Genomic DNA, 26,250 nt, shown 5'->3' with positions numbered 1-26,250 from the left:
CTCCTAACTTATTTTTGATAATATTTCTTTAGGCTTCTTGATTAATATTAATGAAGAAGCAAATACAACTGATAAAACAATAATACTTATTAATATTAAATAACTTTGTCCAAGTGCTACTATATTTAACATAAAACCACTATTATTTATTAAACTTCCACCGGAAATTATTGAATCCTCTGAGTTAATGAATCCATCTACAATTACTTTTAGTAACACATTTCCTAAAAGTAAGGAAGATATTATACTTGGCATCGATATGAATATTAACTCGAATATAAATTGCATTATAATTTGCATCTTAGATGTTCCAATAGATAAAAATATACCTATTTCATAAATTCTTTCTCTTAACCATAGAACTAAGATTAATGAAAGAACAATCATTCCTCCTAACATAATAGAATAAGTCATTACTTTTATTATATGTTTTATTCCACTTACTGACTCTAAAGATTCTTCAAATACATTAGAATCTTTTTCAATGGAATACTTTGATTCATCAATTTTAAGCTCTTTCAATTTATTTAAGACTAAGTTTGTAGATTCTAAACTACCAGAATACATTAAAATTTTATTTGCAATTTTATTATTTTCTAAGTTATTTAATATCTCTTGGCTTGTTGAATAATCCACAAAAACCATATTTTCACTAAAATCAGAAGATAGACCTGTATATGTTTCCTGTTTTTTACCAGAAAATATTCCTATAATTTCAAATTTATGACTCTTTATTTTTCCACTTTTTTCAGTATCTAGTAATTCAAGATCAACTTCATCACCTAATTTTAGATTGTTTTGTTTAGCGAATTCTTCATGAACAATAATTGAGTTTTTATCATTTTTCTCTATATTTTTACCTTCTTTAATTGTAAATACTTCACTATTAAATAAAATGTTTCTTTTAGTATTATTTGTAGCTTCGAGTGAAACAACATTCTTAAATTTATCAGATAAATCTTCTCTATTTATTTTTTGCTCTCCACTAACTACTTTAGCACCTTTTAGTTTTGCTAATCCATCATATTGAATTATTATTTCTTCAATTTCTTTTAATTTTTCAATATTCTTAAATTGATTAACATTAAAATATTTACCATCTTTTTTTGTTATTGATATTGAAGAATTAGAACTTTCGTATAAAGTCTTTTCTATTTCATTGCTTGATTTCATTATTGTTAAACAAGAATACAAACAAGAAAGAACTATTGTTAAAATAACAAAAATAATAAATGTTCTATTTTTTTTTCTTGTAATGTATGCTATTGCGTTTTTTATCACTTTTTTAATAAGCTCCTCTCTATTTTTTTATTCCACAACTAATTGTATCCACAGGACAAGCATTTTTGCATCGTCCACATCTGATACATTCTAGATGATTACAATTTTCAACTGGATCTATATTCATTTGGCAAATTTTTTCACATTACCGCAACTGATGCACTTTTCTTCGTCTAGTCTATGCCTGAATACTGAAATTGGGCTAATAACTGAATAAATAGCTCCCAAAGTCCAAGCATGCCAATTGGACTAATAAGCTTACAAAAATATGGAGACCCTTGTCCTAAAATATCAACTAAAAATAGAGGAAGTATTATTACAAATACAATCGATATTATATATTTCAATTTTCTCAAATTCTTATCAAGCTTAAATGTCTTACTTTTTTGATTCTATCCAATTCCAACACACTCCAAGCAAATTCTTATTACCTTCTCCAATTCAACTCTAGTCGCTCCATGACCATATCCATAGTAAGTCATAGTCATATTAATAAAGACAATTACTAAAGAGAAATTACGGCCTTTTTAAAACTAATTAACCATATACCTTTCACCGCTTTACATTTACTTGTTTTTTATTTTTGTTAATTCTTTTTTCAATTAATCACTTGTTTTCACCGCTATCATCAACATTATCTATAGCAACACTAACAATATTAAAACATTTATTTTTTATTTCGTTCTAAACCTCAACTAAATTTGGAATCTCTTTTACACAAACTTTACGCTAAATTGTAAATACGTTTACCATACTTCTCAAAATATTTACTTGTAAAATCCTAACCATTTATGTCTTTTAGTAATAGTTTACGTAAATTCCTAACTGATTATTTTTTAAATGCTTCTGTATTTTCTAAATCAGTTTTTTCTGATAGAACAAAACCGTTTTTAGGACGTTCTTTTTTTTCTATAATTTGAATCTCAGTTTTTTTAAATTCATTCAGAAGTTTAATTTCAGATCCGCTGTTTGTACTAAAATAGCAATCGTATTTTCCATCACTTGAAACTCCTATTTTAGTATGAGTATCACATTTTGTCATTTTAGATATTTTTTCTTCTGATGTATTTTTTTCAAAGATACCAATAGTTCCAATTCTTTTAAGCCCATTTTCCCATTTTTCATAACCACCTTCCTTTTTATTAACAACTGCTTTTTTTTGCTCTTTAGTCATTTTATTAAAAGTTAAAAAAGCATATTTTAATTCCTTATCTATAGGACTTTGATCATCTAACATCGCTATCTTTTTATCATTCATATACTTTTTAAATTTATTTGAAAGTTTAAATTTAAGACCTAAATATTCATAAACATATTCTTTTTTTGTTTTTAAAGTATAATCTGATGGCTTAAATGTTACATTTTTATCCTTTTTGTTAGTTGACGTACCCTTCTTTTCAGAACTTATTGATTGTCCTTCTTTAATTTTATTGCTTTCATTACTTTTTTTACACCCAACTGTACTTAAGCTCAAACATAACGTAAGTAATAGGAATGCACCTCTGGCTACTTTTTTTCCATAATTTTATCCTCCTTTATTCCTCCTTTTTTTTAAACAAAAGCCTTTTATAACTACTTTCAATAATATTATACACACCATTTATGAAACGTTGATGAAATACAATTTTTTATTTTTCCAAACCACAGTATAATAATATAAATATTGATGTTAGTATAAAAACTGTACAAGTTAAATGGAAGAATTAAACATCATTTGGTCCAATGTCATAAGTAAAAAAAGAAATGAAGAAAGACTATGACAAAACCAGTATTTGATGATGAATTTAAACAAGGAGTTGTAGATTATGCTAACCAACATCCTGAAGAATCCAAAGTTTCTATTGCTAAAAGATTTGGTATTGCAGACAGTACAATTCATAAATGGATAAAAGATGCAAACAACAATGGCAATAAAATTGAATCTCGAGGATCCGGTAATTTTTCTAGTGATGAGGCTAAAGAAATTGCAAGATTAAGAAAGGAATTAAAAGATACACAGGATGCGTTAGAAGTGTTAAAAAAGGCTATTGGCATACTGGGAAAATAAACAAAACAGATATTTATAAAGCAGTTAAGGAAGAAAAGCAAAAAGATTCTACAGTTTCTGTTTCTAGTGTGCTGAAAAAATTAGATGTAAGCAGATTATGATTCTATGATTATTTGAAAAGAGTTCCAAGCAAAACCAAATTAAGAAAAGAAAGAATTATAAAAGAAATCAAGAAAATCCATAAGGAATCGTATGAAATATATGGATCACCAAAAATAACAGAACTACTGAACAAAAAGGGTGAAAAGGTAAGTCAAAAATATGTTTATTCGATCATGAAGGAAAACAATATCAAAGCAAAATATATTAAGCCATATATTCAAACAACAGTTAGTCATGATTTCTCTGACAAATTAAAAAATCTATTAAACAGACATTATGATCCTACGAAGCCAAATGTAGCTTGGTGAAAAATCAGTAAAAATAAACAAGCTATGATCCAAGACATTCATGCTGAACTGAGATGTAACAATCAAAGCAAGACCATCAATTTGTTTTCTCATGTCACAAAACTGCTTGGCAACATAAATATTTTTGATTTCATCGGTATTGATAATCATAGCAGGTTCTCCAATAAAATCTTGAGATTTTGTTTGGTACAGGAAATATGATGATGATCAATATCAAAATCAATAACATCATTACTTTTATCAATGATGACAGGAAGAAAAGTATTTTCTTCTTCAAGAATCAAAGCCTTTTGTTTATAGAAGCTGGAAATACTAATATGATTGTCATTACAATACTTTTTAATGGCGTTGCTAAATATTTATATCTAGCAACTTAATACTATCATACTTCAATAAATATCTTTCACATTTTTTTGATTATAATATTTTAATTTTTGAGAATTTAATTACTACTGTAGATAAAAAGAGCTCATTTCAATTGAGCCCTTCTATAATTCAATAATTCTATTATTTCCCAAAATATCTATCTAATAAACCTTTTAAAGCTTTACCATGTCTAGCTTCATCTCTAGCCATTTCATGAACAGTATCATGAATTGCATCTAAGTTATTCTTTTTAGCACATGTAGCAAGTTCAACTTTACCAGCAGTAGCTCCAAATTCACAATCAACACGCCAAGCTAAATTATCTTTAGTTGTTGCTTTCATATTTGGTTCTAAATCTTCTCCTAACATTTCAGCAAATTTAGCTGCATGTTCTGCTTCTTCATAAGCAGCTTTTTCCCAATATAATCCAATTTCAGGATAACCTTCTCTATGAGCAATTCTTGCCATACATAAATACATACCAACTTCTGAACATTCACCTTCAAAGTTAGCTTTTAATTGATCAAAGATATATTTTTTATCTTCATCACTGATATCAGGATTATTTTTTACAGTTTTAGCGTAAATACCATATTCATGTTCAGCTGCTAATTTCATTTCACCTTTTACTTCTTCAAACATGTCAGCTCCTACATGACATACTGGACATTCAGCTGGTGCTGCATCTCCTTCATAAACATATCCACATACTTTACATACAAATTTAGCCATATTTCTTTTCTCCTTTTTTTAATTCCTTATTAGGAATGATTACTACTTAAGTATAACATATAATTTCCTATTGTCAATCCATTTAGAAGCATAATTTGTATCTTTCTATTATTATAACTCTTTTTTAAAAAGAAAAAAGCAATCTTTCAATTGCTTTAATCTATCGGTGGGCGATAAAAGCCACCAAAAAAATTTTCAGTTTTTATAACATTAACAATAATATGAGAATCTACTGTTTTCATTAACTCTACAATATCTAAAACCTCATAACTAGAAACAACTGTATGTAATAAATACATCTTTTCATGACTATATCCTCCAATAGCTTCAACACATGATATTCCATGTCGATAATTTTTAATATATTTATCCATCACAGCTTGTGCTTTTTTTGTTGTTACCTGTAAAGTAACGCGTTCATAACGATGATAAAATGAATCTATTGTTCTAGTAGAAATAAATTGAAATAAAATAGAATATCCTGCATGGATCCAACCAAACATAAATCCAAAAATCAATAATATAATTGAATTAAAAATAAAAACATAGCTCCAAATAGATTTTCCTTTTTTATTAGAAATATATAAAGCTACAAAATCTGTTCCTCCTGTTGAAGCATTCATTTTTAAAATACTTGCTGTCATTAATCCATAGAGAGTGCCACCAAAAATAACATTCAATAAAGTATCATTAAAAATAGGTGAAAAATGAATAATTTTTAAAAAGAAACTTGCTAGAAAAACTTCTAATAAAGAAAAGAACGTAAATCTAGGACTAATACTTTTATAACATAAAATAGCTACTGGTACATTTAATACAATCATTCCTAAAGAAGTAGAAAATGAGAAATGAAAATAAGTTGATGTAATCTTTTCAATCAATATCGCAACTCCTGTAAATCCACTTGATAATAAATTAGCTGGTTGAATAAAGACTTTGATGACATAAGCTTGTACAAAAGCACCTAAAATAACTGTTATCAATGTTAAAAAATATTTTTTATTTAAATGAAACATAGAGCCACCACCGGTATTGTTATAATTGATAATAAAGTTGATAGAAAAACTGTTTTTGCTGCTAAAAATTCATTTTGTTGATATCTTTTCGCAAATAAAACAGCACCATTAGCTACAGGCATTGCTAGAATGATCATTGTCATTGCCTGAATCATAGTATCTTTAATCAAGAAATGGACAAGCGGTGAAAAAAGCATTGGTATCAATAAATCAATGAATAATGTAAACAAATAGATTTTTCTATCTAATAAAATTTCTTTAATAGGATATTTAGAAAGTGTTGCTCCAATAATAATCATTGCTAATGGTGTTGTCATATTACCTATCAATTGAATAGGTTGTAACAATGTTTCAGGTAATGATATTGAAAAAATATATAATAACACTGCAATCAATGAAGCAATAATCCCTGGCGTAATGAGTTTTTTTATTTGAAATGATTTATTATTTGACATAATCATCATTCCTAAAGTAAACAATGATAGATTAAAAGGCATATTGATTAAAGCTGTTAATAAAAGCGATTGTTTACCAAATAATGATTGTAATAGAGGAAAACCAATGAAACCTACATTAGGGTAGATTATCATAAATAAATAGAGTGATTTATCTTTTAAAGAACTTATTTTCAAACACAAATAAGCAAAAATAGGTAATATAATAATTAAAATAATCATTGATAAAAATAAATCTTGATAAGGAATACCATTTTTATTGGCACTTACAGATGAAATAATTAAACAAGGCATTGTCATATTTAAAACAAAACGATTCATTTTATCAATAAAACTCTCATCAAAATCTTTCATTTTTCCTAAGATAAAACCTAAAACAATCATCATAAACAATTGTAAAATTTTATTAATTACTAAATAAACATTCATTTTAATCCCTAAAATATTCTAAAATAATATTCATCATGACTTTAAAACCTATCTTATAAGAATCTAAATCAATCCATTCATCATAAGTATGTGCTTTTTCTCCCATTAAAGTTCCAATCGTATTAGCACATATTCCATAAGATAAAGGAATATTTGAATCTGTACCATTAGCACATTTTTCTACATCATCTAAATAATATTCTTTAATCAATCTCATATTATGATCTGTAAATTTTTCAAATTTCTCTTGATTTAATAAACCATTTCCAGGTCTTACTCCTAAAATTTCAATTTCTACATTTGAATAGTGTGAAACAATTTCTTGAAATTGTTTCTCCATGATATCTAAACAGTTTTGCATAGAAGAACGATATTCATAAAATAATGTAGCTGTAGAAGCAATTGCATTAATTGTTGTTCCACCTTCTATTTTTCCAAAATTATAAGTTGTTTTAGCTTCTGTTGGTATTTGTTGATGACTTAATTCATACATAATTTTACTTAAAGTCTCAATAGCATTTTCTTTGCCAAAATCAGCATAAGAATGTCCTCCTTGACAATGAACAGTCAAACGATAACGTTTAGAACCTACAGCACTATTTGTACACTGATTCAAATATCCATCAAAAGAAATAAATGATTTAATACGATTTTTATACTGTTCAACAATATAACGACACCCATTAGAATTTCCTAAACCTTCTTCACATGTATTTAAAACAAACAAAACACCTGTCTTTCCATGTAAATGATGAAGGTGAATATAATGAATCACTTGCATTAAATGAACAACATTAGCTGTATCATCTCCTACTCCTGGTCCATATAAATAATTCCCTTTTTGTGTTATTTTTAACGGTTCCATATCAGCAAAAACAACATCAAGATGCCCACAAAATACAGCAATATCTTGATTATCATCAAACATTTTAATAACAACATTATTCATCTTATCAATTGTTGTCTCAATACCTCTTTCTTTAAACCACTGTTTACAAAATTGTGTTCTTTTTTCTTCATGATAAGATGGTGCTGGAATAGTTGCTAACTGTTTTAAAAGTTCTATAGAATAATCAGCTTCTTGTTCAACATAATCTTCTTCATATTTATATAACATATTTTTCCCCCTATATTAAAGAAAAGGCAATTATGCCTTTTCAATAGATTCCTTTTTGACTTCTTGTTTATCTAACATTTTAAAGAATGGATAATAGATAGCCATTGAAATTAATAATAATACAATTTGTAATAGAGCTCCTCTAATACCACATAATAAGAAACCTGAAATAATTGGTGGTGTTGTCCAAGGAACTTCAACCCCAATACTTACTGGGACTAATCCAATATATGTAGAAGCATAAGTGACAATTGCCATTGTAATATTAGCAATCACAAATGGAATAGCCATAATTGGATTTAAAACAATTGGCATACCAAAGATCAAAGGTTCATTAATATTAAATAATGAAGGAATTAATGATAATTTACCTAAAGCTTTATATCTAGATGATTTAGCAGTAAAGACAATAACAAGTGCTAATCCTAAAGTAGCTGCAGTTCCTCCTAATTTAACAAAGTTAGCAATAAATTGATAATTGATAATATGTGTAGCAGCTTTTCCAAGTCCAATTGCTGCAGCATTTTCAGCAGATAATGATCTCCAAATAGGATTCATTACTGAAGAAACAATACTTGATCCATGTAAACCAAAGATCCATAAAATTGATTCTATTAATAAAACTAAAATTGTAGCTGGTAATGTACTACCAATAGATTGTAATGGTTGTTGTAACATTGTAAAAATGAAATTTTGTGCACTTTTGAAACTTGTCATTTCAAAACCAATTCTTACAAAGTTAAAAATAATAAAGATAATAGCTACTGGAATTAAAGCTTCAAATGGCTTAGCAACATTTTGAGGTACTGAATCTGGTAATTTAATTGTCCATCCTTTTTGAACAACAAATCTAAAGATTTCTACTGCTAAACAAGTTGTAATAATTGCTAAAAATAATCCTGATGCACTAAAATTATCAAGTGGTAATCCTTTTAGTCCATCTTCTGTTACTAAAACAGGTGTTAACATGAAGATAGCAATAAATGATACAACAATTGATTCTCTTGTATCTACTTTATAAAAATGTGCAAGAGAACGTGCAATTCCTACAACTACATAAATTGACATGATTCCATAACTCATACGATAAGGAACCATAAATATTTGACTCCAATTTTCCCCTAAAAGTCCTGTCATAAATTCACTATAACCATTAATAGGAATACTTGTAAAAAGCAAGAATAAAGAACCAACAATAATAACTGGCATCACGCCAAAGAAACCTTCTTTAATCGCATTTAAATAACGATTAGTACTTACTTTAGATGCAAATGGCATCAGTTTTTCACCCATTTTATCAAAAAAACTATTCATCATTTTCTCCTCCTATTCAAATTTTGTTTGTCCATTGGTTTCAATTACTTTCTTATACCAATAAAATGATTTCTTTCTATATCTTTTTAAACTTCCATTTCCTTGGTCATCTTTATCAACATAAATAAAACCATATCTTTTCTTCATTTCTCCTGTTCCAGCAGAAACTAAATCAATACACCCCCATGTTGTATAACCAATAACATCAACATGATCAACTTCTATAGCTTGTTTTAAAGCCTCAATATGTTTTCCTAAAAAATCAATACGATATTGATCATCTACAGTACCATCTTCATTAAGTTGATCAACAGCCCCTAATCCATTTTCAACAACAAATAATGGTATTTGATAACGATCATATAATTCATTAAGTGCAACTCTTAATCCTAAAGGATCAATATGCCAACGCCAATCCGTAAGTTCTAAATAAGGATTACGTCCTTTAGCATTAATTGAACCATCTCTTTGATAAGAAACAATAGAAGAAAAATAATAACTAAAGCCAATAAAATCAACCGTTCCCTTTCTTAATATTTCTTCATCACCCTCATCAATAACCAATTTTCCTCCCAATTGTTCTTGTTTAGCCAAACATGTATTCGTATAAAATCCTCTACACATCACATCTAAATAATAATGTGTAAACAACATATATTCTCTTTTAGCTATTTGATCTATTGGTTGGCAAGTTGCTGGGTAGCTTTCTGGATATTGAACCATACAGCCAATTTTAAAATTTGGATTAATTTGGTGTCCTAAAATAACTGCTTTGGCACTTGCTACAAACATATGATGACTTGCTTGTAAAACAGTTGATGCCTTATCTTCTCCTTCTTGAAAAAGAATACCAGCTTGATGATAAGGATTTTTCTTATTCATCGTTTCATTAATTTCATTAAAAGTCATCCAATATTTTACTTTATCTTTATAACGTTTAAAAATTGTTTGACAATAATTCATAAAGAAATCAATCATTTTTCTATTTCTCCATGAACCATATTTTTGAACTAAATGTAATGGTGTTTCATAATGAGAAATCGTCACCACTGGCTCTATATGATATTTTAATAATTCATCAAAAACTTGATCATAAAATTTCAATCCAGCTTCATTCGGTTTTTCTTCATCTCCTAGAGGAAAAATACGTGTCCAATTGATAGACATTCTAAAGCATCTAAATCCCATTTCCGCAAACAAAGCAATATCTTCTTTATAATGATCATAAAAGCCTGTTCCTTCATGACTTGGATAATAGGTATGAGGATGAACACTCTCATGGATTTCTCGAGGATGATCAATATTTCCTCCCATCTCTACATCGGCAATACTTAATCCTTTTCCATCTGCAAGGTAACCACCTTCATATTGATTAGCTGCTGTTGCTCCTCCCCATAAGAATTGATCTGATATTTTCATTTAAAAAGCCCTCCTTCTATGGTTATTAAAACATAGAAGAAAGGCTTTTATAATTGAATAGCTTTCGTTTTTAACAATGTTTAAAAATTTTAGAATTAAATATTTTTTATTATTTAACACTGTTTAGATTCATCCATTAATATTGGATTTGAAGAATGTCTTGTACTTTCTGATTTAGATGTAAGTTGTAATTTTTTATTAAAATTATTTTCATAATCTAAAGAAAAATAAGAAGCATACAATAAATCCAATAAAAAATAAATAGATAAATTACTATTAAAATTTGCAATATTATGCGTTAAATTTTCTCTTGTAGAAATATACAATTTAGCATCACTCATTTGACTTAACGTATTTTCTCCAAAAGAAGTTAAACTTAAAAAAGGAATATTTTTCTTTTGACATGTTTTTGCCATATTGATAAGTGTCTTGGTTTCTCCAGAATAAGAAATAAAAATCACACAATCCCCTTTAGGAATACAATTTACTTCATAACGTTGATAATTTAAATTATTAGTAATATATACATTCTTTCCTATTTTCATCATTTTTTCTTTAAATGATTCTGCTATATTTAAAGCTGTTCCATATGAATAAATATGAATATTGTTATTATTATTTAATAATTGAACAGCTTTTTGAAATAAATCATGATGTAATAAAGATAACGTATCTTTAATTGTTTCTTCATATAAAGAACCCATTTTATTAGCAATTTTAAAAATAGTATCTCCTTGATCAAAGGGTAAATTAGGATCAACTGTCCCAAATTGCTGATTTAAATACTCAATTTCATTTAAATAAGCCTTCTTAAAATTATCAAAACCTTCAATTCCAATTTTCTTACATAAATTTAAAACAGTCGCTGGTGATGTATAAGTTTCTTTAGCAATACTTCTTGCTGAATAATTTTTTATCTTCTCTCCTAATTGAATAATAAAATCAGCAATTATAATTTCACTTTTAGAAAAATCAACTTTATTTGTTAGTTTATCAATTAATAACATACCATCACATCCTTTTTGATATCATAGCATATAATAAAAAAGAAAACAAAAACACAGTTTTTCTACAAAAAATCTTTTCATGTTATTATATAAAAACAAACACCCTCCATTAATTTATTTTATATAAGAATTATTTGCTTCTCTTATAAAACATTTCTAATTTTGAAATATTATCAAATCAAATCTTATTTTCGCCAAAAAAGGCCTTCTGAACAAGCTATCTTTTGCATAAGTGCCTGTATTTCCTTTGATGGATTATACACTGTTAAATTTAAGCTATCCCATTCAAAAACCACAAGAACAGTTTCATCTGGAAGCAATATATTCAACCAACCTGAATGGTTATTCATGATTGTATTGATTGCATCCTCTAATATTTGTAAAGATGGTCGGTCAATCCAATCATCCAATTGTATAGATACATGATAATAACACATTAATTTTATAATGATATTTACAAATTTATCTTTCAGCAAAAAATGTTTATCACTATTGAGTAAATAACATTCCACATCAAAAAATTGTGCTCTTGAACTTGGTTTTACCTGTTCAGGAAGAAAATCTATCACATAGCATGGATTCTCTAATAATTCTTCAATTTTACTTACTGTTTGTTCCACTTTAGTTCACCCATCCTCTTTTAAATATTCTTCTTATAATATAACACTTTATTCTAAAAACATCTTTTACACCTGCACAATTATTAAATTTAATATCTTAGTTGGTAAATATTAAGCAATCAAAAAAGATGCCTATTGAGCATCTCTTGATTGAACTAAAATAATATTTTCATTATTTTCAATAATTGTATAATCACCTTTAACTTCATTTGATACACATAATGGATCATCTCTTTTAAGTAAATAATGATCTAATGTATATTCAGCTTGACTAATAGATAGAATACTTTCATTTAAAGCAAATAATGAAAAATAATAATATTCTTGATTATATATATGATGAATTCCTGGTTTTAATAATTGAATACAGTTTTGTTGATCAATAACCTTTATAGAAACATCTTGATATTTTTCAAGCAAACACATAACTGCAAAAAAATGATCTAAACGTCCTCCGGTAACACCATATAATTCAATTTCATCATAACCTTTAGAAATTGCATATTCGATAGCAGCATGCGTATCTGTCACATCTTTTCTTTCTGGTAAAATTTGAATATTTAAATTTTCTAATGTCTGTCTATTTTGTAAGGAATCAAAATCACCGATGGCAAACTTTGGTGTAATTCCTTGTTTCAATAATTCTTCCACACCATGATCTACCCCAATATATTCTCTGTCTTGAGGAAGTATCATCTTTTCTAAATGTGTGGCACATAACGCTATTTTCATTTTAAAGAAGCAATCCTTTGTGAACAATCTTCACTATTAAATACATAGCTTCCAGCAACAAGAACATCAACACCTGCTTCTTTACATTGTTTTCCTGTTGATTCGTTGATTCCACCATCAACTTCAATGAGATAATTGTAATTATTATCTTTTCTTCTTGAAGCTAGATCTTTAATTTTATCAAGAGCAATTTCCTTAAATGATTGTCCACCAAACCCTGGTTCAACGGACATCACTAAAACAACATCTAATAAAGATAAATAATCTTGAATAGCATCAACCGGTGTATTTGGTTTAATACTTATTCCTACTTGTACATTATTTTCTTTAATATGATGAATAAGTGCTAAAGTATCTTCTTTATTTTCCATTGTTTCAATATGAAAAACAATTAAATTTGCTCCACTTTTAATAAATTCATCTACATACTTTTGAGGTTCACTGATCATTAAATGAACATCTAAAAATAAATTTGTTACTTTAGAAACATCTTTTAAAATACTATATCCAAAAGAAATATTAGGTACAAAATGTCCATCCATAACATCATAATGAAGCCAATCAGCTTTTCCATTTTCGATTTTTTCAATATCATCTTTCAAACAAGCAAAATTTGCTGAAAGAAGAGAAGGTGCAACTTTAACCATATCGTTTCTCCTTTTTTTCCTTTAATTCTTTTAACATTGTTAAATAATGTTCATAACGTTCTTTAGAAATCTTTCCTTCATCAACAGCCTCTTTAACAGCACAATGAGGTTCACTATCATGCAAACATCCTCTAAACTTACAAGCAGTAGCATATTCATCAAAATCATGATATGCTCTCGCTGCTTCTGTTGGTTCCATCTCTAATTCAAGAGATGAAAAACCAGGAGTATCTGCTACATAACCATCATATAAATTCATGAGTTCAACATGTCTTGTCGTATGTTTCCCTCTTCCAAGAGCTTTCGATATTTGATTTGTTTCTAAATTTAAAGAAATATCTAACGCATTTAAAAGCGTTGATTTACCAACACCACTTTGTCCAGTAATCACAGTCACTTGATCTTTAAAAATTTCTTTAATCTCATTTATTCCTTTATTTTGTTTAGAACTTGTTTCAATCACAGTATATCCTGCATTTCTATATTCTTGAATATATTGATAAATAGAGTCATCCCCTTCAATATCCATTTTAGAAATAACAATGATTGGTTTAATGTGATAGTGTTCTATCAATAATAAGAACTTATCTAATAATACTGTTGAAAAATCAGGCTCTTTTCTTGAAAAAACAAGTAATGCTTGATCAATATTTGCAATCGGTGGTCTTCTTAAAACATTTTTTCTCTCTAATATTTTGAGAAGGTAACCATCATCATGGTTACCTTTTTGAAATTCTACAAAATCACCAACAACTGGTTTTATATCTTGTTTTCTAAATTTTCCACGGGCACGACATTGATGCACTTCATGACCATCATCAATGTAATAAAAACCAGCTAATGCCTTGACAATACGCCCTTCATCTATGTTAGTCTTCATAATAATAGATTGTAATTGTCGTTCCTTTTTTATCTACTTTTGTTCCAGCAGCAATACTTTGTTTGTAAACTGCACCGATATAACGTTCATCTCCACCTGATTCAGGGAATTGTGTCCCTTCCATTGAAACAGTAAAGCCTAAGTTTTCAAGATTAGATTTCGCACTATCTGGTGTTAAACCAACAACAGAAGGCACTGTTTGACTATAACCAGTAGAAACAGTCAACGTAATATTTCTATTTGTATCTGTTGGGTCTACTTTATAGCCTTTCGCTAAATTTTGATCAATAACGGTACCTGCCGGTTGATCAGAAGTTTGTTCACGTTTTGTAACATTGAATCCTAAACCACTCAATTTATTATAGGCATCATCATAGCTCATACCTGTATAATCATCTAAAATCACATAGGATCCTTTAGAAATCGTAAGTGTAATTGTACGATCTTTATCTGTAGGATCTTGTTTATAACCTTTTTCTAAACTTTGTTCTAAAACTGTTCCCGCCTTTTTATCAGAAACTTCACGTTTTATATCAACTTTAAAGCCAATCTTATTTAATTTCTTTTTAGCTTCATCATAACTTAATCCCTGATAATCATCTAAAACAATATATTTACCTTTTGAAACAGTAATTGTGATAACATCTCCTTCTTTAATAGAAGAACCTTTTTCTGGATCAGTTTTTGTAATTAAACCTTTTTTATAATCATCAGATAATTCTTTAAAAACTGTCTTATTAATTGTAACATCATAATCTTTTAATATTTTTTCTGCTTCACTTTGTTTCAATCCAACTAAATCTGGCATTACATTTGGTTGTTTATTTCCACCAAAAAGTAAGAAATAACAAATAATTCCAATAATCAAAACAACACCTGCAACGACTCCTGCAAGAACTTTAGGATTTTTTAATTTTTCTAAAATTTGTTTTCCTTTACCATTATTATTCTTCTTTTCAACAGCTCTTTCTTCAACTTCTTCTGGTTCTTCTTCATCAAAGATTTGTCGTGGATTTGCAACAATCGTAGGATCATTCACTTCATCACTATGATCAAAAACAAGTTTTTCTTCATCTGTTCTAGATAAACATGTTTGTAAATCTTCTAACATTTCCGTAGCACTTTTATAACGATCATTTAAGTTTTTAGCAGTTGCTTTAATAATAATATTTTCTACTGATTGAGGAATAGATGGATTAAATTCTCTAAGTGATGGTAAATCTTCTTGCATATGTTTTAAAGCAATATTCACTGGAGATTCCCCATTAAATGGTACTTGTCCTCTTAATAATTCATAAAAAACAATTCCTAAAGCATAAATATCACTTTGAACTGTCGCTTTTTCTCCTCGTGCTAATTCTGGTGCTAAATAATGAAGAGAACCCATAATCACATCTGTTTGTGTAAACTGTGTAAGTGATTGAATAGAAGCAATTCCAAAATCAGCAATCTTAGCTGTTCCTGTATCCGTTACTAAAATATTTTGTGGTTTTAAATCACGATGAATAATTCCCATTTGATGTGCTCTTGCTGTTCCTGAAAGCACTTGTTTCATAATGTCAATAGCTTCCATTACATGTAGAGCACCTCTTTTAGCAATTAATTCTTTCAATGTTCTACCAGGTACATATTCCATGACAATATAGTATTGATCATTATCTTCACCAACATCATAAATTTCAACAATATTTTTATGTGAAAGCGCAGCTGCTGCTGAAGCTTCTCTTTGAAATCTTGCAATATAAATTGGATCTTTCGCTAAAGATGTACGTAATATCTTGATAGCAATTGTACGATTTAAAATCGTATCATTTGCTAGATAAACATCTGCCATTCCTCCTTGACCAATAATATCAATCAATTCATAACGTTCAGCAATGATTTTATTCATTTTTTAACGTCCTCCTTCTATTAACACAGCAGCAATATTATCATGCCCACCATGTTCATTTGCTTGTTCAATTAAAAGATGTACTTTATCTCTAACATTCATATTTTTTTTAACAATATTTAAAATTTCCTCATCTTCTAAAGAATTAAATAACCCATCACTACAAATCAAAATATTCTTCCCATTTAATTTATACTTTTGAATATCTGGTACAATATTCATCTCAACACCAATAGCTTGCATTAAAACATTCTTTTGACGATGATTCTTTCCTTCTTCCTTTGTAATTGCTCCTCTTTCAATCAATTCATTGACTAAAGTATGATCCCTTGTCATTTGGGTAATTTCTTGATCATCATAAATATAAATACGACTATCACCTACATGACAAAAGAAAGCATCATCACCATCAACCACCGCAATCGCTACAGTTGTTCCCATTCCTTTCGTATCTTCTTGCATATTAGCCATTCTTTTTACAATTTGATGAGCTTCTAAAACAGTATCCATTAACCAATTTGTCACTTCTTCATCATCCAAAAAAGGTGGATTGGCTTTAAAACATGTAAGTACATGTTCTTCTACAACATGAGATGCAATTTCTCCTGCCTTATGTCCTCCCATACCATCACAAACAACACCTAAAACCTGATCTTTTAAATTGATGGCCGTTGCTGCTTGATCTTGATTTTTTTCTCTGATTTTCCCAATATCAGTCAATGCATAATACTCCATTATATCACCCCACTACGTTTTGCTCTTAGCTGACCACATGCTCCATCTATATCTCTACCATGTTCTTTTCTAACCGTACAGTTAATATGTAATCTTAATAGTTCGTCTTTAAATTCCTCTACATGACTACTTGGTTTAAAACCATGTTCATCAACACTATTATAAGGAATTAAATTCACATACGCATTCAATCCTCTCATATAATGAGCAAGCTGTCTAGCATGTGCAAGTGAATCGTTGACATCATCTAATAAAATATATTCAAATGTCACTCTACGATTCGTTTTTTCGATATAATCTGCAACACCTTTTCTTAAAGCATCCATATTAAACGCTTTATTTACAGGCATTAATTGGTCTCTAATTTCATCATTAGGGGCATGTAAAGAAATAGCAAGGTTTGTTTGAATTCCTTCATTGCTATATCTTTCAATCATATTGACAAGTCCACATGTAGAAATCGTAATATGTCTTGCTCCAATAGCTAAACCATGAGGATGATTAATAATTCTAACGAATTTCATCACTTCATCATAGTTATCAAAAGGTTCACCTGTTCCCATGACAACAACATGTGAAACACGAATACCTGTATCTTTAGCGACTGCCATGACTTGATTGACCATTTCACCAGCTGTTAAGTTACGTTGTTTTTTTAAAAGCCCACTAGCACAGAATGCACATTGCATATTGCATCCTACTTGGCTTGTTACACATAATGATTGACCATAGTCATGTCTCATTAAAACGGCTTCTATTAAGTTACCATCAATCATTTTAAATAAATATTTGATAGTTCCATCACTTGATACTTGCTTTTCTTGTATTTCAAAGGTATCAATGATGCATTGTTTTTCCAATTTTTCTCTTAAATCTTTTGATATATTAGACATTTCTTGAAAATCAAAAGCATTTTTTTGATATAACCATTGAAAAACCTGCTTTGCTCTAAAAGGTTTTTCATTGATTGATTTAAAATATTCAGTTAATTCTTCTAAAGAATAATTATATAAATGTTCCATCTTCTATCCCTTTTTCATTTTACACATATAAAATCCATCTGTGTGATATTCATAATTCAAAATTGTACGTTGTTCAATAACTTTCATATCAGGATGTTTTTGAATAAAATGTTCAATCATCATCCCATTTTCCTTTTTATTGATTGTACATGTACTATAAACCATTGTACCATCATTTTTCAATAAATTATACGCATTTTCTAATAAAAGTGCTTGTAATGGGATTAAACCATCCATCACACTCGAATCATGATATTTAATTTCTGGTTTACGTTTTAAAACTCCAAATCCTGAACAAGGTGCATCTAATAAAATACAATCAAACGTTTCAGGAGGATAGCGTTCTATGAGCTTTGTAGAATCACCTGCTTGAACATGTACATTTTTAACACCTAAACGTTTTAAATTATGTTCTATTAATTTTACTTTGTGCTTATATAAATCATAGGCTTCTATTTTTCCTTGATTTTCCATTAATGCTGCAAGATGTGTTGTTTTACTTCCTGGAGCACTACACATATCTAAAACGTAATCTGTTTTTTGAGGATCTAAAAGTCTTGCTACTAATTGACTTGATTCATCTTGAATCGTTACTTTACCTTCTTTGTAATAAGAAGTATAGGCTAGATTTCCTCTTTTATATAAAAGAGCATCTTGAGACAATGTTCCCTCTTCAAAACAGCTTTCTTTTAATAACTCTTCTTTTGTTGTTTTTAATGTATTGACTCTCCCACTTCTTGTAGGAGGCATGTTATCTTCTTCACAAATCATTTTTGTTTTTTCTAAACCATATTGTTTATTAAACATTTTGACCATCCATAAAGGATGTGATGTCATAATCGAGATTTTTTCTAATTCATCTAATTCCTCTAACGATCTTCTTTCGTTTCTTGTAAAATTCCTCAATACCGCATTTACAAATTGACTTGTTTGATAACCTTCTTTTTTAGCTATTTTAACCGCTTCATTAATAATGGCATATTCAGGTATTTTATCTAAATATATCAATTGATATAAAGACATATAAAGAAGTGTCCTTATTTTTTTCTTTACTCTTTTTCCTTTAATATAAGGTTGAAGTTGATATTGAATATATAAAAGATTTTGAATTGTTCCATAAACAATGGTTGTACATAAATCTTTATCTTCTCTTTTTAAATTACTTTTCTTTAATTGTTCATTTAAAGCAATATTTAAAAAACTCTCATCTTCAAAATATTGATTTAAAATCATATATGCATTTTCTCTTGCCATAACTATATCGTTGTGTATGGATTAAAATCACATATCACATTTACCTTTCTTCCTTTTTTATTATAATAATCACTCATTGCATGCAACACCTCATAAACATGTGTTGTATTCGTTATTTTAAGTGTCATTCTCTTTCGATAAATATCATTCATCTTATAAATCGTACAATTAGCAGGTCCTAAAACAATTGCCTTCGGTAATTGTTTTACTAAATATTCCTTTATTTGTTGACTACAAAAAGTCACATCATCTTCTTTTTTACCTTGCACTAAAATACTTATTAAATAACAATAAGGTGGATATTTCGCAAGTTTTCTCATTTCCATTTCTTTTTGATAAAAACTTTGATAATCATGATTTTTAACACATTGTAAAACAAAATGATCAGGATTATACGTTTGAATCATCACTGTTCCTTGTTTCTTCCCTCGACCACTTCTACCAGAAACTTGTTCTAATAATTGAAATGTTCTTTCATTTGCTCTAAAATCAGGAATATTTAAAGAAAGATCTGCATTAATAACTCCTACAAAAGTCACATTTTCAAAATCTAATCCTTTAGCAATCATCTGTGTTCCTATTAATATATTTGCTTCTTGGTTTTCAAATTGTTTAAGCAATTGATGATGTCCTTGCTTCTTCCTTGTAGAATCTACATCATAGCGAATCACTCTTGAATTTATAAAATTATTTTGTAAATATTCTTCTATCTTTTGTGTCCCACTGCCAATAAGTTTAATATTGGTACTTCCACAATGACTACATTTTTGCTGGTAAGGTACTTGAAAGTCACAATAATGACAACGCATTGTATGGGTATCTTTGTGATAAGTTAAAGATACATCACAATGAGGACATTTTAATACCTCATCACAATCTAAACAACGAACATAACTTGAATAACCTCTTTTATTAAGCAATAAAATCACTTGTTCATTTTTATCGATTGTTTCTTGTATTTTAGCTTTCATCTTCCTTGATAATACTTCATAATGATGTGCTTTCATTTCTTCGACCATATCAATCAATTCAATTTGTGGTAAAGGTTTTTGATTGACTCTTTGTGAAAGTATACATAATTCATATGCACCCTTTAAAGCACGACTATAGCTTTCAAGAGAAGGTGTGGCACTACCTAAAACAACTGGACATTGATGATAAGCACCTCTTTTTCTCGCTACTTGAGATGTTAAATAACGTGGTGGACTTTCTTGTTTATAACTAGCATCATGTTCTTCATCCATAATAATCAAACCTATATTTTCCAGTGGTGCAAAAACAGCACTTCTTGCTCCAACGACAATTTTTACTTCATCATCAATGATTCGACGATATTCATCATATCTTTCTCCCGCTGATAATTTTGAATGTAAGATAGCGACGCTTTTTCCAAAACGGCTTTTAAAAGCAGAGACCATCATTGGAGTCAAAGCAATTTCAGGGACAAGCATCAAGACAGTTTTTCCTTGTTCAATCACAAATCTAGAAAGGTGTAAATAAACTTCTGTTTTTCCTGAACCTGTGACTCCATAAAGTAAAAAGGTTTTAAATTGATGAAAAGATGCTAATATTTGATTAACAACTTTTTGTTGACTAGTAGTCAAGGGATAATCTTCTTGTTGTAGATGTTCATTATAAGGATTTCGATAAACTTCTACTTGTTTATAAATAATTGCTCCTTGTTTTTCTATATTATTTAAAAGAGCTGTTGAAAAAGGATAATCCTTTATGGGTAATAAATCGTGTTCTTTTATATAATTTAAAGCTTCTTGTTGTTTTGTTGTTTTAAGGGGAATATCTTTTACAAAGGAAACAACTTTTTGATATTTAATACCAACACTATGATTGGTACTTGGTTTTAATTGAGGTGGTAACATACATTGTAAACAACTGATTCTTGTAGAAAGCGTTTGTTTTGAAAGATAGTTTGCAAGTTCTTGTAATTCTTGATTAAGTAATGGTTTTTGATCAATGACATCTTGGATAAAAGAATATTTAAAACCATTTTTTTCTTCTAATTGTTTTTGAGTAAAAAGTGTTTCTTGACACTCAACGACATAACCTACAAGTTGTTGATAACCAAAACGGATATGGACTCGACAACCTGCCAAAACTTGATATTTAGATAAATAGTCATAGGTCGTATCTAATTTATAGATTGCATGTTCCACAAGAACCTTAACAATATACATATTTCCACCTCTATACATATTTCCACCTCTCTTTTGTTTGTATTTTACCACATCTATTGTAGCTTTATCAAAAAAACTGTCAGTTATAAAAACCAACAGTTACTTTTGATGTTCTTTAATAATTTTTGCTATTTTATCTTTTGCTAGATGAACATCATCATTTTCTACAACATATTTATATTCATCTTTTGTTTGAATTTCTTTACGTGCTTTATCCAAACGTTCTTTTACGATATCTTCGCTTTCAGTACGTCTACCACGAATACGTCTTTCTAATTCTTCTAATGAAGGTGGTACCAAGAAAATCGTAAGGGCATCTGGACACTTTTTCATGACTTGCAACGCTCCTTGAACTTCGATTTCTAAAACGACATTTTTCCCTTCATCTAATAAACGATCTACATTATCTTTAGGGGTACCATAATAATTACCTACAAATCTTGCCCATTCTAATAATCCACCTTGAGCAATTTTATCTACAAACGTTTTTTCATCAACAAAGAAATAATCTACACCTTCTGTTTCGGCAGGTCTAGGTTTTCTTGTTGTCATTGAAATAGAATAACTTAAATTTAAACTTTCATCTTTGAACAATTCTTCTCTTACTGTTCCTTTACCAACACCACTAGGCCCACTAAGAATGATTAACATTCCTCTTTTCAATTTTTCCACACCCCTTTTTTTATAAAAATAACTCTACAATAACAAAGAGATAATGTCAATTAAATTTCAAATATGTTATAGTATTTTGGGGTGATAACTATGGCATATGATGGCATTATGATGCATCAAGTAAAAAATTTATTGATAGAAACAATAAAAGGCGGTCGTATCAATAAAATTTATCAAATATCAAAATATGAACTTTTATTTCAAGTTCGTGCAAATAAAAAGAATTATCAGTTATTGATTTCAAGTCATCCAATGTATGCACGTGTTCAATTAACATCTTTATCTTATCCAACACCAGAATCTCCTAATCCGCTTACTATGCTTTATCGTAAGCTTTTAGAAGGTGGTTATATTAAAGATATTGAACAAATCGATTTGGATCGTATTTTTAAAATCACTTTTAGCTGTCACAATGAATTAGGTGATTATATTGAATATGTTCTCTATGTAGAAGTCATGGGAAAACATTCAAACATTATTTTAGTAGGTCAAAACGATAAAATCATTGATTGTATTAAACATATTTCACCAAGTATGAACAGTGAAAGATTTTTACAACCAGGAGCCCTTTATCAATTACCACCAATGATGGAAAAACTCGATCCTTTTACAAATGAATTTGTAGAAGATAACCAACTTACTAAAATCTATCAAGGAATGTCTCCTATTTTATCTAAAGAAATATTATATCGTATTGATCAAGATGAATCTTTTAAAGAGATTATGAAAGAAATAGAAAATTCTCAAAATCTCTATATTACGAAAGTCAATGATAAAGAATATTTTCATGTTATTGAACTGACACATTTACAAGGAGAAACGTCTAAATATTCTTTATTTGATGGTTTAGATACTCACTTTAATGAAATAGATCAAAAAGAAAGAATTAAACAACAAACAAGTAATCTTTTAAAATTTATACAAAATGAATATCAAAAAAACACTTCAAAATTAAAGAAATTAAAAGCAACCTTAGATGATTCACATAATAGTGATGATTATCGTATTAAAGGAGATTTATTATATGCTTCTTTACATTTAATACAAAAAGGAATGACTCATGTTGTTGTTGACAATTATTATGATAATACAAAATTAGATATTACTTTAGATCCTAAATTAGATCCAAAAGCCAATGCTCAAAAATATTATCAAAAATATCAAAAAGCTAAAAATTCAATCAATGTTCTTTTAGAACAAATTGATTTAACTGAAAAAGAAATTGAATATTTCGATTCTTTAATAACCGCTATGTCACAAGCAACATATTATGATGCTTTAGAAATCAAAGAAGAATTAGAAAACGAAGGATATTTAAAAAAGAAAAAACAAAAAAATACAATTCGTAAGAAAAAACGTCCTCAATTTCAACAATATCTTACAAAAGATGGAATTGAAATCGATATTGGTAAAAATAACTTACAAAACGATTATTTAACATTTAAATATGCGCATCGTTATGATATGTGGTTCCATGCAAAAGATATGCCAGGAAGCCATGTCATTGTTAAAGCACAAGATTTAGATGAATATACGATTCGTTTAGCTGCTAAAATTGCTGCATACTATTCAAAAGGAAAAAATTCAAGTAGTGTTCCGGTAAACTATACACTCGTCAAAACACTCAAAAAACCTGCGGGTAGTAAACCAGGAAAAGTAATTTTAGATAATTATAAAACAATCTATATTGATCCAGATGATGAGTTTTTACAAGAACTTACAAAAAAATAGATGCTAAGCACCTATTTTTAATAACGATTTGTTTGTGTATAACATGTTTGTTCATAGCGAGGATAATAACGTGGAACATAAACAATGTTATTGACACGACGACATTCAATTGGACAAATAATAGGTTGTTCTACATATTGATTTTGAAATGTTGTACATACTTTCTTAGGAGCGACAATTGGTTGTGGAGTAAAACTATTTCCTATATTTGAATTAAAATAATTTGCATAACCGTTATTATCAAAGTTTCCATATTGTCCTTGACAGCATGTATTTTGTTGACAATTACAGCTCATAATAACACCTCCTAATATAAGGTATGGTCATGTATTAAAAAGAATTGGACTTTTGTAAAGGAGAAACAAATGAAATTAATAAAATGGAATTTACATGAAGATGTAGAAGCATATACAACAACTAGGAAATTAGGTGATATTTCTTTAAATAATCCAAATTATTTAAAAGTATTAGAAAATAGACAAGAACTTGCTTCATTACTAAATACAGATTTAGAACATATGGTAGCCCCTAGACAAACACATTCTACCAATTTAAAACAAGTCTTTTTAATGAAAGATGGTGGTACCAATATGTTAAAACAAACAGATGACCTCTATGAAGTAGATGCAACTTATACGAAAGATAAAGATTTATTCTTACTGTCATTTCATGCAGATTGCACACCAATTTTAGTCTATTGCAAAGATCAAAAAATCGTTTGTGCTATTCATTCAGGATGGCTTGGTACAGTTAGACAAATTGTTGATCATACAATTCGTTATCTTATTGAAAAAGAAAATTGTAATCCAAAAGAAATGTATTGTTTAATAGGTCCTTGTCTTTCTAAAAAGCACTTAGAAGTGCAAGATGATGTGATTAATCAAGTTAAGAAAATGAACTTTGATACTTCACCTTTTTATCAAAAAACAGATGAAACTCATTATTTGTTAGATAATAAAGGATTAAATAAACAACAATTATTAAATTTAGGGGTTTTAGAAGAAAATATTCAAGTTTCTTCTTATTGTACAAATGAGAATAATGATTTATTCTTTTCACATCGTGTCAATCATGATGGTCAAAGAAATGTAACAATCATTAAAAGAAAATAGGCGATATGAAATTCATATCGCCTATGATTTTAAGATTTATAATATTCTTCAACATCTTTTCTTTCATCAGCTGTCAATTTTAAAACATCCATAGCTCTTTGCATGGAACATTGCAAACTTTCCATCATATTTTTAATTAATGTAATTCTTTCCAATTTTTGTCCTTGTACCAGTCCCATAGAATGTCCTTTTTCTATATTTTCTCTGGCTATCATTTCCCCTAAATTACACATCTTTTTAACCTCCTTCTCTATTTCTTCAAATCCATATTCTTTCATAACTTCTTTCTTTATCAAAAGATCGTATGTATTATTTAAAAATATGACTAATGGTGTCTTGATCCAATCACTATCTTCATACTTATCTTTGATATCATGATCTTTATTTAAGTATATCATAATCTGTTCGCTTTTATCATAACTTTCTAACCTTTCAATAGTACTTCCACTGATATTGTGTTCATTCGTTTTATAACAATTGACATGACCATCTCGCTTTTTAGCTGCCTGTGGAAATATCCATATGACATAGGTCTTTTTCATCCCATCATAGTTTCTATAATCATATTCCTTTCCATTTTGACTGGTAATCATTCTTGAAAGATAACCATTTCCTCTTGTTAGTGGGGCATAGCCTGGATTTTCTACATTTTGTATCTCTACATCTAGATAAATTCTTTTCATTGTTCCATCAGCTTGTGGCAGATTGATACAGCATAAATAATCAAATTCCACTCTTCCATGATGAGCAATATCGATGACATTATTTAGCTGTTGGAAATAAGAATTTCCTTCCTGATCCTTCTTTCCTTTAATAAGTTCAATAATTTCTTCTAAAGATACATCCTCAGCTTCTTTAATAAATCCTTTAATGATTCTTCCTAAGATTTCAGGATGTCCTAATATTCTTTTACAGAGTTTATCGATCATGATAATATGATCATTTGATGTGATTTCTAATACTTTTTCTATTTAATTTTTCCTACTATTATATAGACAATTTTTTGATCTTTTTCTTTTTATTTTTTAAAAAAGGTAAAAAAAATTACGAAACGTGTTCGTTTCGTAATCAATCTTGTGTGAACTACTCCGACTTACACTTCGTTTAGAAGTCGGAGATTCTTGCTTCAACCACGACTGCCTCTAATGACAATACATTATAGGTCTTAC

Annotated in this window: 29 protein-coding genes; 5 read left to right on the top strand and 24 right to left on the bottom strand. The window is 28.6% G+C overall.

Annotation, left to right across the window (positions count from 1 at the left end):
- Positions 1-3: 3 nt before the first annotated feature.
- The 4 genes from OCV55_RS12760 to OCV55_RS12745 all read right to left on the bottom strand — a co-directional run bounded on the left by OCV55_RS12760 (position 4) and on the right by OCV55_RS12745 (position 2,518).
- A complete protein-coding gene (locus tag OCV55_RS12760; RefSeq protein WP_147580810.1) occupies positions 4-1,281 on the bottom strand; it encodes an ABC transporter permease in 1,278 nt (425 codons plus the stop codon).
- A gap of 19 nt (positions 1,282-1,300) precedes the next feature.
- The gene (locus OCV55_RS14165; protein WP_227352146.1) at positions 1,301-1,408 is read right to left on the bottom strand and encodes a 4Fe-4S binding protein; all 108 of its coding nucleotides are present in this window, start codon (positions 1,406-1,408) and stop codon (positions 1,301-1,303) included.
- Positions 1,409-1,673: 265 nt separating this feature from the next.
- Positions 1,674-1,784: a CD1871A family CXXC motif-containing protein gene (locus OCV55_RS12750; protein ID WP_267309944.1), complete on the bottom strand. Its 111-nt coding sequence runs from the start codon at positions 1,782-1,784 to the stop codon at positions 1,674-1,676.
- A 326-nt stretch (positions 1,785-2,110) separates the two neighbouring features.
- Entirely contained in the window at positions 2,111-2,518 is a 408-nt protein-coding gene (locus tag OCV55_RS12745) for a hypothetical protein (RefSeq protein ID WP_227359649.1), read from the bottom strand.
- Positions 2,519-3,037: 519 nt separating this feature from the next.
- Between OCV55_RS12745 and OCV55_RS12740 the strand changes: the two genes are divergently transcribed.
- On the top strand, positions 3,038-3,328 hold the full coding sequence (locus OCV55_RS12740; protein WP_106987888.1) for a transposase: 291 nt from the start codon (positions 3,038-3,040) through the stop codon (positions 3,326-3,328).
- Positions 3,329-3,441: 113 nt separating this feature from the next.
- Positions 3,442-3,738, top strand: a complete 297-nt coding sequence (locus tag OCV55_RS14160; protein ID WP_147580809.1) for an IS3 family transposase — start codon at positions 3,442-3,444, stop codon at positions 3,736-3,738.
- Here the strand turns inward: OCV55_RS14160 and tnpB are convergent.
- Positions 3,694-3,888 carry an IS66 family insertion sequence element accessory protein TnpB gene (tnpB, locus tag OCV55_RS12735; RefSeq protein WP_081918897.1) on the bottom strand — a complete coding sequence of 65 codons (195 nt, stop codon included), beginning with the start codon at positions 3,886-3,888 and terminating at the stop codon, positions 3,694-3,696. The two genes, OCV55_RS14160 and tnpB, sit on opposite strands and share 45 nt — an antisense overlap.
- 53 nt (positions 3,889-3,941) lie before the next feature.
- Here tnpB and OCV55_RS12730 point away from each other — a divergent pair, with 53 nt between their 5' ends.
- A complete protein-coding gene (locus OCV55_RS12730) occupies positions 3,942-4,115 on the top strand; it encodes a hypothetical protein (RefSeq protein WP_267309943.1) in 174 nt (57 codons plus the stop codon).
- Positions 4,116-4,245: 130 nt separating this feature from the next.
- Here the strand turns inward: OCV55_RS12730 and OCV55_RS12725 are convergent, their stop codons facing one another.
- The 17 genes from OCV55_RS12725 to gmk form a co-directional block, all read right to left on the bottom strand.
- Positions 4,246-4,836: a rubredoxin-like domain-containing protein gene (locus tag OCV55_RS12725; protein ID WP_022000839.1), complete on the bottom strand. Its 591-nt coding sequence runs from the start codon at positions 4,834-4,836 to the stop codon at positions 4,246-4,248.
- A gap of 155 nt (positions 4,837-4,991) precedes the next feature.
- Entirely contained in the window at positions 4,992-5,852 is an 861-nt protein-coding gene (locus OCV55_RS12720) for a YitT family protein (RefSeq protein WP_147580808.1), read from the bottom strand.
- The gene (locus OCV55_RS12715; RefSeq protein WP_147580807.1) at positions 5,840-6,736 is read right to left on the bottom strand and encodes an AEC family transporter; all 897 of its coding nucleotides are present in this window, start codon (positions 6,734-6,736) and stop codon (positions 5,840-5,842) included. Before OCV55_RS12715 ends, OCV55_RS12720 begins: the two co-directional genes overlap by 13 nt.
- A 1-nt stretch (position 6,737) precedes the next feature.
- Positions 6,738-7,853, bottom strand: a complete 1,116-nt coding sequence (locus tag OCV55_RS12710) for a M20/M25/M40 family metallo-hydrolase (RefSeq protein ID WP_147580806.1) — start codon at positions 7,851-7,853, stop codon at positions 6,738-6,740.
- A 30-nt stretch (positions 7,854-7,883) separates the two neighbouring features.
- Positions 7,884-9,170: a PTS sugar transporter subunit IIC gene (locus OCV55_RS12705; RefSeq protein WP_267309942.1), complete on the bottom strand. Its 1,287-nt coding sequence runs from the start codon at positions 9,168-9,170 to the stop codon at positions 7,884-7,886.
- A gap of 9 nt (positions 9,171-9,179) precedes the next feature.
- Positions 9,180-10,586, bottom strand: a complete 1,407-nt coding sequence (locus tag OCV55_RS12700) for a 6-phospho-beta-glucosidase (RefSeq protein ID WP_147580805.1) — start codon at positions 10,584-10,586, stop codon at positions 9,180-9,182.
- A 113-nt stretch (positions 10,587-10,699) separates the two neighbouring features.
- Positions 10,700-11,593, bottom strand: coding sequence for a MurR/RpiR family transcriptional regulator (locus OCV55_RS12695; RefSeq protein WP_147580804.1), 894 nt, complete (start codon positions 11,591-11,593; stop codon positions 10,700-10,702).
- 185 nt (positions 11,594-11,778) lie between these two features.
- Positions 11,779-12,213 (bottom strand): hypothetical protein, encoded by a 435-nt coding sequence (locus tag OCV55_RS12690; protein ID WP_267309941.1) that lies wholly within the window; start codon positions 12,211-12,213, stop codon positions 11,779-11,781.
- Between the two features lie 132 nt (positions 12,214-12,345).
- On the bottom strand, positions 12,346-12,945 hold the full coding sequence (locus tag OCV55_RS12685; protein WP_147580803.1) for a thiamine diphosphokinase: 600 nt from the start codon (positions 12,943-12,945) through the stop codon (positions 12,346-12,348).
- Entirely contained in the window at positions 12,942-13,592 is a 651-nt protein-coding gene (rpe, locus tag OCV55_RS12680) for a ribulose-phosphate 3-epimerase (RefSeq protein ID WP_032089896.1), read from the bottom strand. Before rpe ends, OCV55_RS12685 begins: the two co-directional genes overlap by 4 nt.
- On the bottom strand, positions 13,585-14,460 hold the full coding sequence (gene rsgA, locus OCV55_RS12675) for a ribosome small subunit-dependent GTPase A (protein WP_032089960.1): 876 nt from the start codon (positions 14,458-14,460) through the stop codon (positions 13,585-13,587). The genes rpe and rsgA overlap by 8 nt, the downstream gene beginning before the upstream one ends.
- Before the next feature lies 1 nt (position 14,461).
- Complete coding sequence (gene pknB / locus OCV55_RS12670; RefSeq protein WP_147580802.1) at positions 14,462-16,363, bottom strand: Stk1 family PASTA domain-containing Ser/Thr kinase; 1,902 nt, start codon at positions 16,361-16,363, stop codon at positions 14,462-14,464.
- Between the two features lie 3 nt (positions 16,364-16,366).
- Positions 16,367-17,098: a Stp1/IreP family PP2C-type Ser/Thr phosphatase gene (locus OCV55_RS12665; RefSeq protein ID WP_032089894.1), complete on the bottom strand. Its 732-nt coding sequence runs from the start codon at positions 17,096-17,098 to the stop codon at positions 16,367-16,369.
- Positions 17,098-18,120, bottom strand: coding sequence for a 23S rRNA (adenine(2503)-C(2))-methyltransferase RlmN (gene rlmN / locus OCV55_RS12660; RefSeq protein ID WP_032089893.1), 1,023 nt, complete (start codon positions 18,118-18,120; stop codon positions 17,098-17,100). The genes OCV55_RS12665 and rlmN overlap by 1 nt, the downstream gene beginning before the upstream one ends.
- Positions 18,121-18,123: 3 nt before the next feature.
- Positions 18,124-19,374 carry a 16S rRNA (cytosine(967)-C(5))-methyltransferase RsmB gene (gene rsmB / locus OCV55_RS12655; protein WP_147580801.1) on the bottom strand — a complete coding sequence of 417 codons (1,251 nt, stop codon included), beginning with the start codon at positions 19,372-19,374 and terminating at the stop codon, positions 18,124-18,126.
- A gap of 2 nt (positions 19,375-19,376) precedes the next feature.
- Positions 19,377-21,566 carry a replication restart helicase PriA gene (priA, locus tag OCV55_RS12650; RefSeq protein ID WP_022001657.1) on the bottom strand — a complete coding sequence of 730 codons (2,190 nt, stop codon included), beginning with the start codon at positions 21,564-21,566 and terminating at the stop codon, positions 19,377-19,379.
- Between the two features lie 99 nt (positions 21,567-21,665).
- A complete protein-coding gene (gmk, locus tag OCV55_RS12645) occupies positions 21,666-22,229 on the bottom strand; it encodes a guanylate kinase (protein ID WP_147580800.1) in 564 nt (187 codons plus the stop codon).
- A 99-nt stretch (positions 22,230-22,328) separates the two neighbouring features.
- On the opposite strand from gmk, the gene OCV55_RS12640 reads away from it, so the two are divergent.
- The gene (locus tag OCV55_RS12640; RefSeq protein ID WP_147580799.1) at positions 22,329-23,969 is read left to right on the top strand and encodes an Rqc2 family fibronectin-binding protein; all 1,641 of its coding nucleotides are present in this window, start codon (positions 22,329-22,331) and stop codon (positions 23,967-23,969) included.
- A 17-nt stretch (positions 23,970-23,986) separates the two neighbouring features.
- Here OCV55_RS12640 and OCV55_RS12635 read toward each other — a convergent pair whose 3' ends face one another.
- Positions 23,987-24,265, bottom strand: a complete 279-nt coding sequence (locus OCV55_RS12635; RefSeq protein ID WP_147580798.1) for a hypothetical protein — start codon at positions 24,263-24,265, stop codon at positions 23,987-23,989.
- 69 nt (positions 24,266-24,334) lie between these two features.
- Between OCV55_RS12635 and pgeF the strand changes: the two genes are divergently transcribed.
- Positions 24,335-25,081 carry a peptidoglycan editing factor PgeF gene (gene pgeF, locus OCV55_RS12630; RefSeq protein ID WP_032089887.1) on the top strand — a complete coding sequence of 249 codons (747 nt, stop codon included), beginning with the start codon at positions 24,335-24,337 and terminating at the stop codon, positions 25,079-25,081.
- Positions 25,082-25,110: 29 nt separating this feature from the next.
- On the opposite strand, the gene OCV55_RS12625 is transcribed toward pgeF, so the two are convergent.
- Complete coding sequence (locus OCV55_RS12625; RefSeq protein ID WP_147580797.1) at positions 25,111-26,010, bottom strand: hypothetical protein; 900 nt, start codon at positions 26,008-26,010, stop codon at positions 25,111-25,113.
- Positions 26,011-26,250: the final 240 nt, after the last annotated feature.

This window comes from [Clostridium] ammoniilyticum, assembly GCF_025566905.1.
Taxonomy (GTDB): Bacteria; Bacillota_I; Bacilli_A; order Erysipelotrichales; family Coprobacillaceae; genus Faecalibacillus; species Faecalibacillus intestinalis.
This window is presented reverse-complemented; position numbering and strand designations above follow the sequence as displayed.

What these genes read in the sequence shown, in the direction of transcription:
- OCV55_RS12625 (WP_147580797.1), bottom strand. Translation starts at nt 26,010, where the DNA reads ATGATCGATAAACTCTGTAAAAGAATATTAGGACATCCTGAAATCTTA.
- rlmN (WP_032089893.1), bottom strand. Translation starts at nt 18,120, where the DNA reads ATGGAACATTTATATAATTATTCTTTAGAAGAATTAACTGAATATTTT.
- OCV55_RS12710 (WP_147580806.1), bottom strand. Translation starts at nt 7,853, where the DNA reads ATGTTATATAAATATGAAGAAGATTATGTTGAACAAGAAGCTGATTAT.
- OCV55_RS12635 (WP_147580798.1), bottom strand. Translation starts at nt 24,265, where the DNA reads ATGAGCTGTAATTGTCAACAAAATACATGCTGTCAAGGACAATATGGA.
- OCV55_RS14165 (WP_227352146.1), bottom strand. Translation starts at nt 1,408, where the DNA reads ATGAATATAGATCCAGTTGAAAATTGTAATCATCTAGAATGTATCAGA.
- tnpB (WP_081918897.1), bottom strand. Translation starts at nt 3,888, where the DNA reads ATGATTATCAATACCGATGAAATCAAAAATATTTATGTTGCCAAGCAG.
- OCV55_RS12725 (WP_022000839.1), bottom strand. Translation starts at nt 4,836, where the DNA reads ATGGCTAAATTTGTATGTAAAGTATGTGGATATGTTTATGAAGGAGAT.
- OCV55_RS12720 (WP_147580808.1), bottom strand. Translation starts at nt 5,852, where the DNA reads ATGTTTCATTTAAATAAAAAATATTTTTTAACATTGATAACAGTTATT.
- OCV55_RS12745 (WP_227359649.1), bottom strand. Translation starts at nt 2,518, where the DNA reads ATGTTAGATGATCAAAGTCCTATAGATAAGGAATTAAAATATGCTTTT.
- OCV55_RS12740 (WP_106987888.1), top strand. Translation starts at nt 3,038, where the DNA reads ATGACAAAACCAGTATTTGATGATGAATTTAAACAAGGAGTTGTAGAT.
- rpe (WP_032089896.1), bottom strand. Translation starts at nt 13,592, where the DNA reads ATGGTTAAAGTTGCACCTTCTCTTCTTTCAGCAAATTTTGCTTGTTTG.
- OCV55_RS12700 (WP_147580805.1), bottom strand. Translation starts at nt 10,586, where the DNA reads ATGAAAATATCAGATCAATTCTTATGGGGAGGAGCAACAGCAGCTAAT.
- OCV55_RS12640 (WP_147580799.1), top strand. Translation starts at nt 22,329, where the DNA reads ATGGCATATGATGGCATTATGATGCATCAAGTAAAAAATTTATTGATA.
- OCV55_RS12685 (WP_147580803.1), bottom strand. Translation starts at nt 12,945, where the DNA reads ATGAAAATAGCGTTATGTGCCACACATTTAGAAAAGATGATACTTCCT.
- OCV55_RS12665 (WP_032089894.1), bottom strand. Translation starts at nt 17,098, where the DNA reads ATGGAGTATTATGCATTGACTGATATTGGGAAAATCAGAGAAAAAAAT.
- pgeF (WP_032089887.1), top strand. Translation starts at nt 24,335, where the DNA reads ATGAAATTAATAAAATGGAATTTACATGAAGATGTAGAAGCATATACA.
- pknB (WP_147580802.1), bottom strand. Translation starts at nt 16,363, where the DNA reads ATGAATAAAATCATTGCTGAACGTTATGAATTGATTGATATTATTGGT.
- priA (WP_022001657.1), bottom strand. Translation starts at nt 21,566, where the DNA reads ATGTATATTGTTAAGGTTCTTGTGGAACATGCAATCTATAAATTAGAT.
- OCV55_RS12705 (WP_267309942.1), bottom strand. Translation starts at nt 9,170, where the DNA reads ATGATGAATAGTTTTTTTGATAAAATGGGTGAAAAACTGATGCCATTT.
- OCV55_RS12715 (WP_147580807.1), bottom strand. Translation starts at nt 6,736, where the DNA reads ATGAATGTTTATTTAGTAATTAATAAAATTTTACAATTGTTTATGATG.
- rsmB (WP_147580801.1), bottom strand. Translation starts at nt 19,374, where the DNA reads ATGGCAAGAGAAAATGCATATATGATTTTAAATCAATATTTTGAAGAT.
- OCV55_RS12730 (WP_267309943.1), top strand. Translation starts at nt 3,942, where the DNA reads ATGATCAATATCAAAATCAATAACATCATTACTTTTATCAATGATGAC.
- OCV55_RS12695 (WP_147580804.1), bottom strand. Translation starts at nt 11,593, where the DNA reads ATGTTATTAATTGATAAACTAACAAATAAAGTTGATTTTTCTAAAAGT.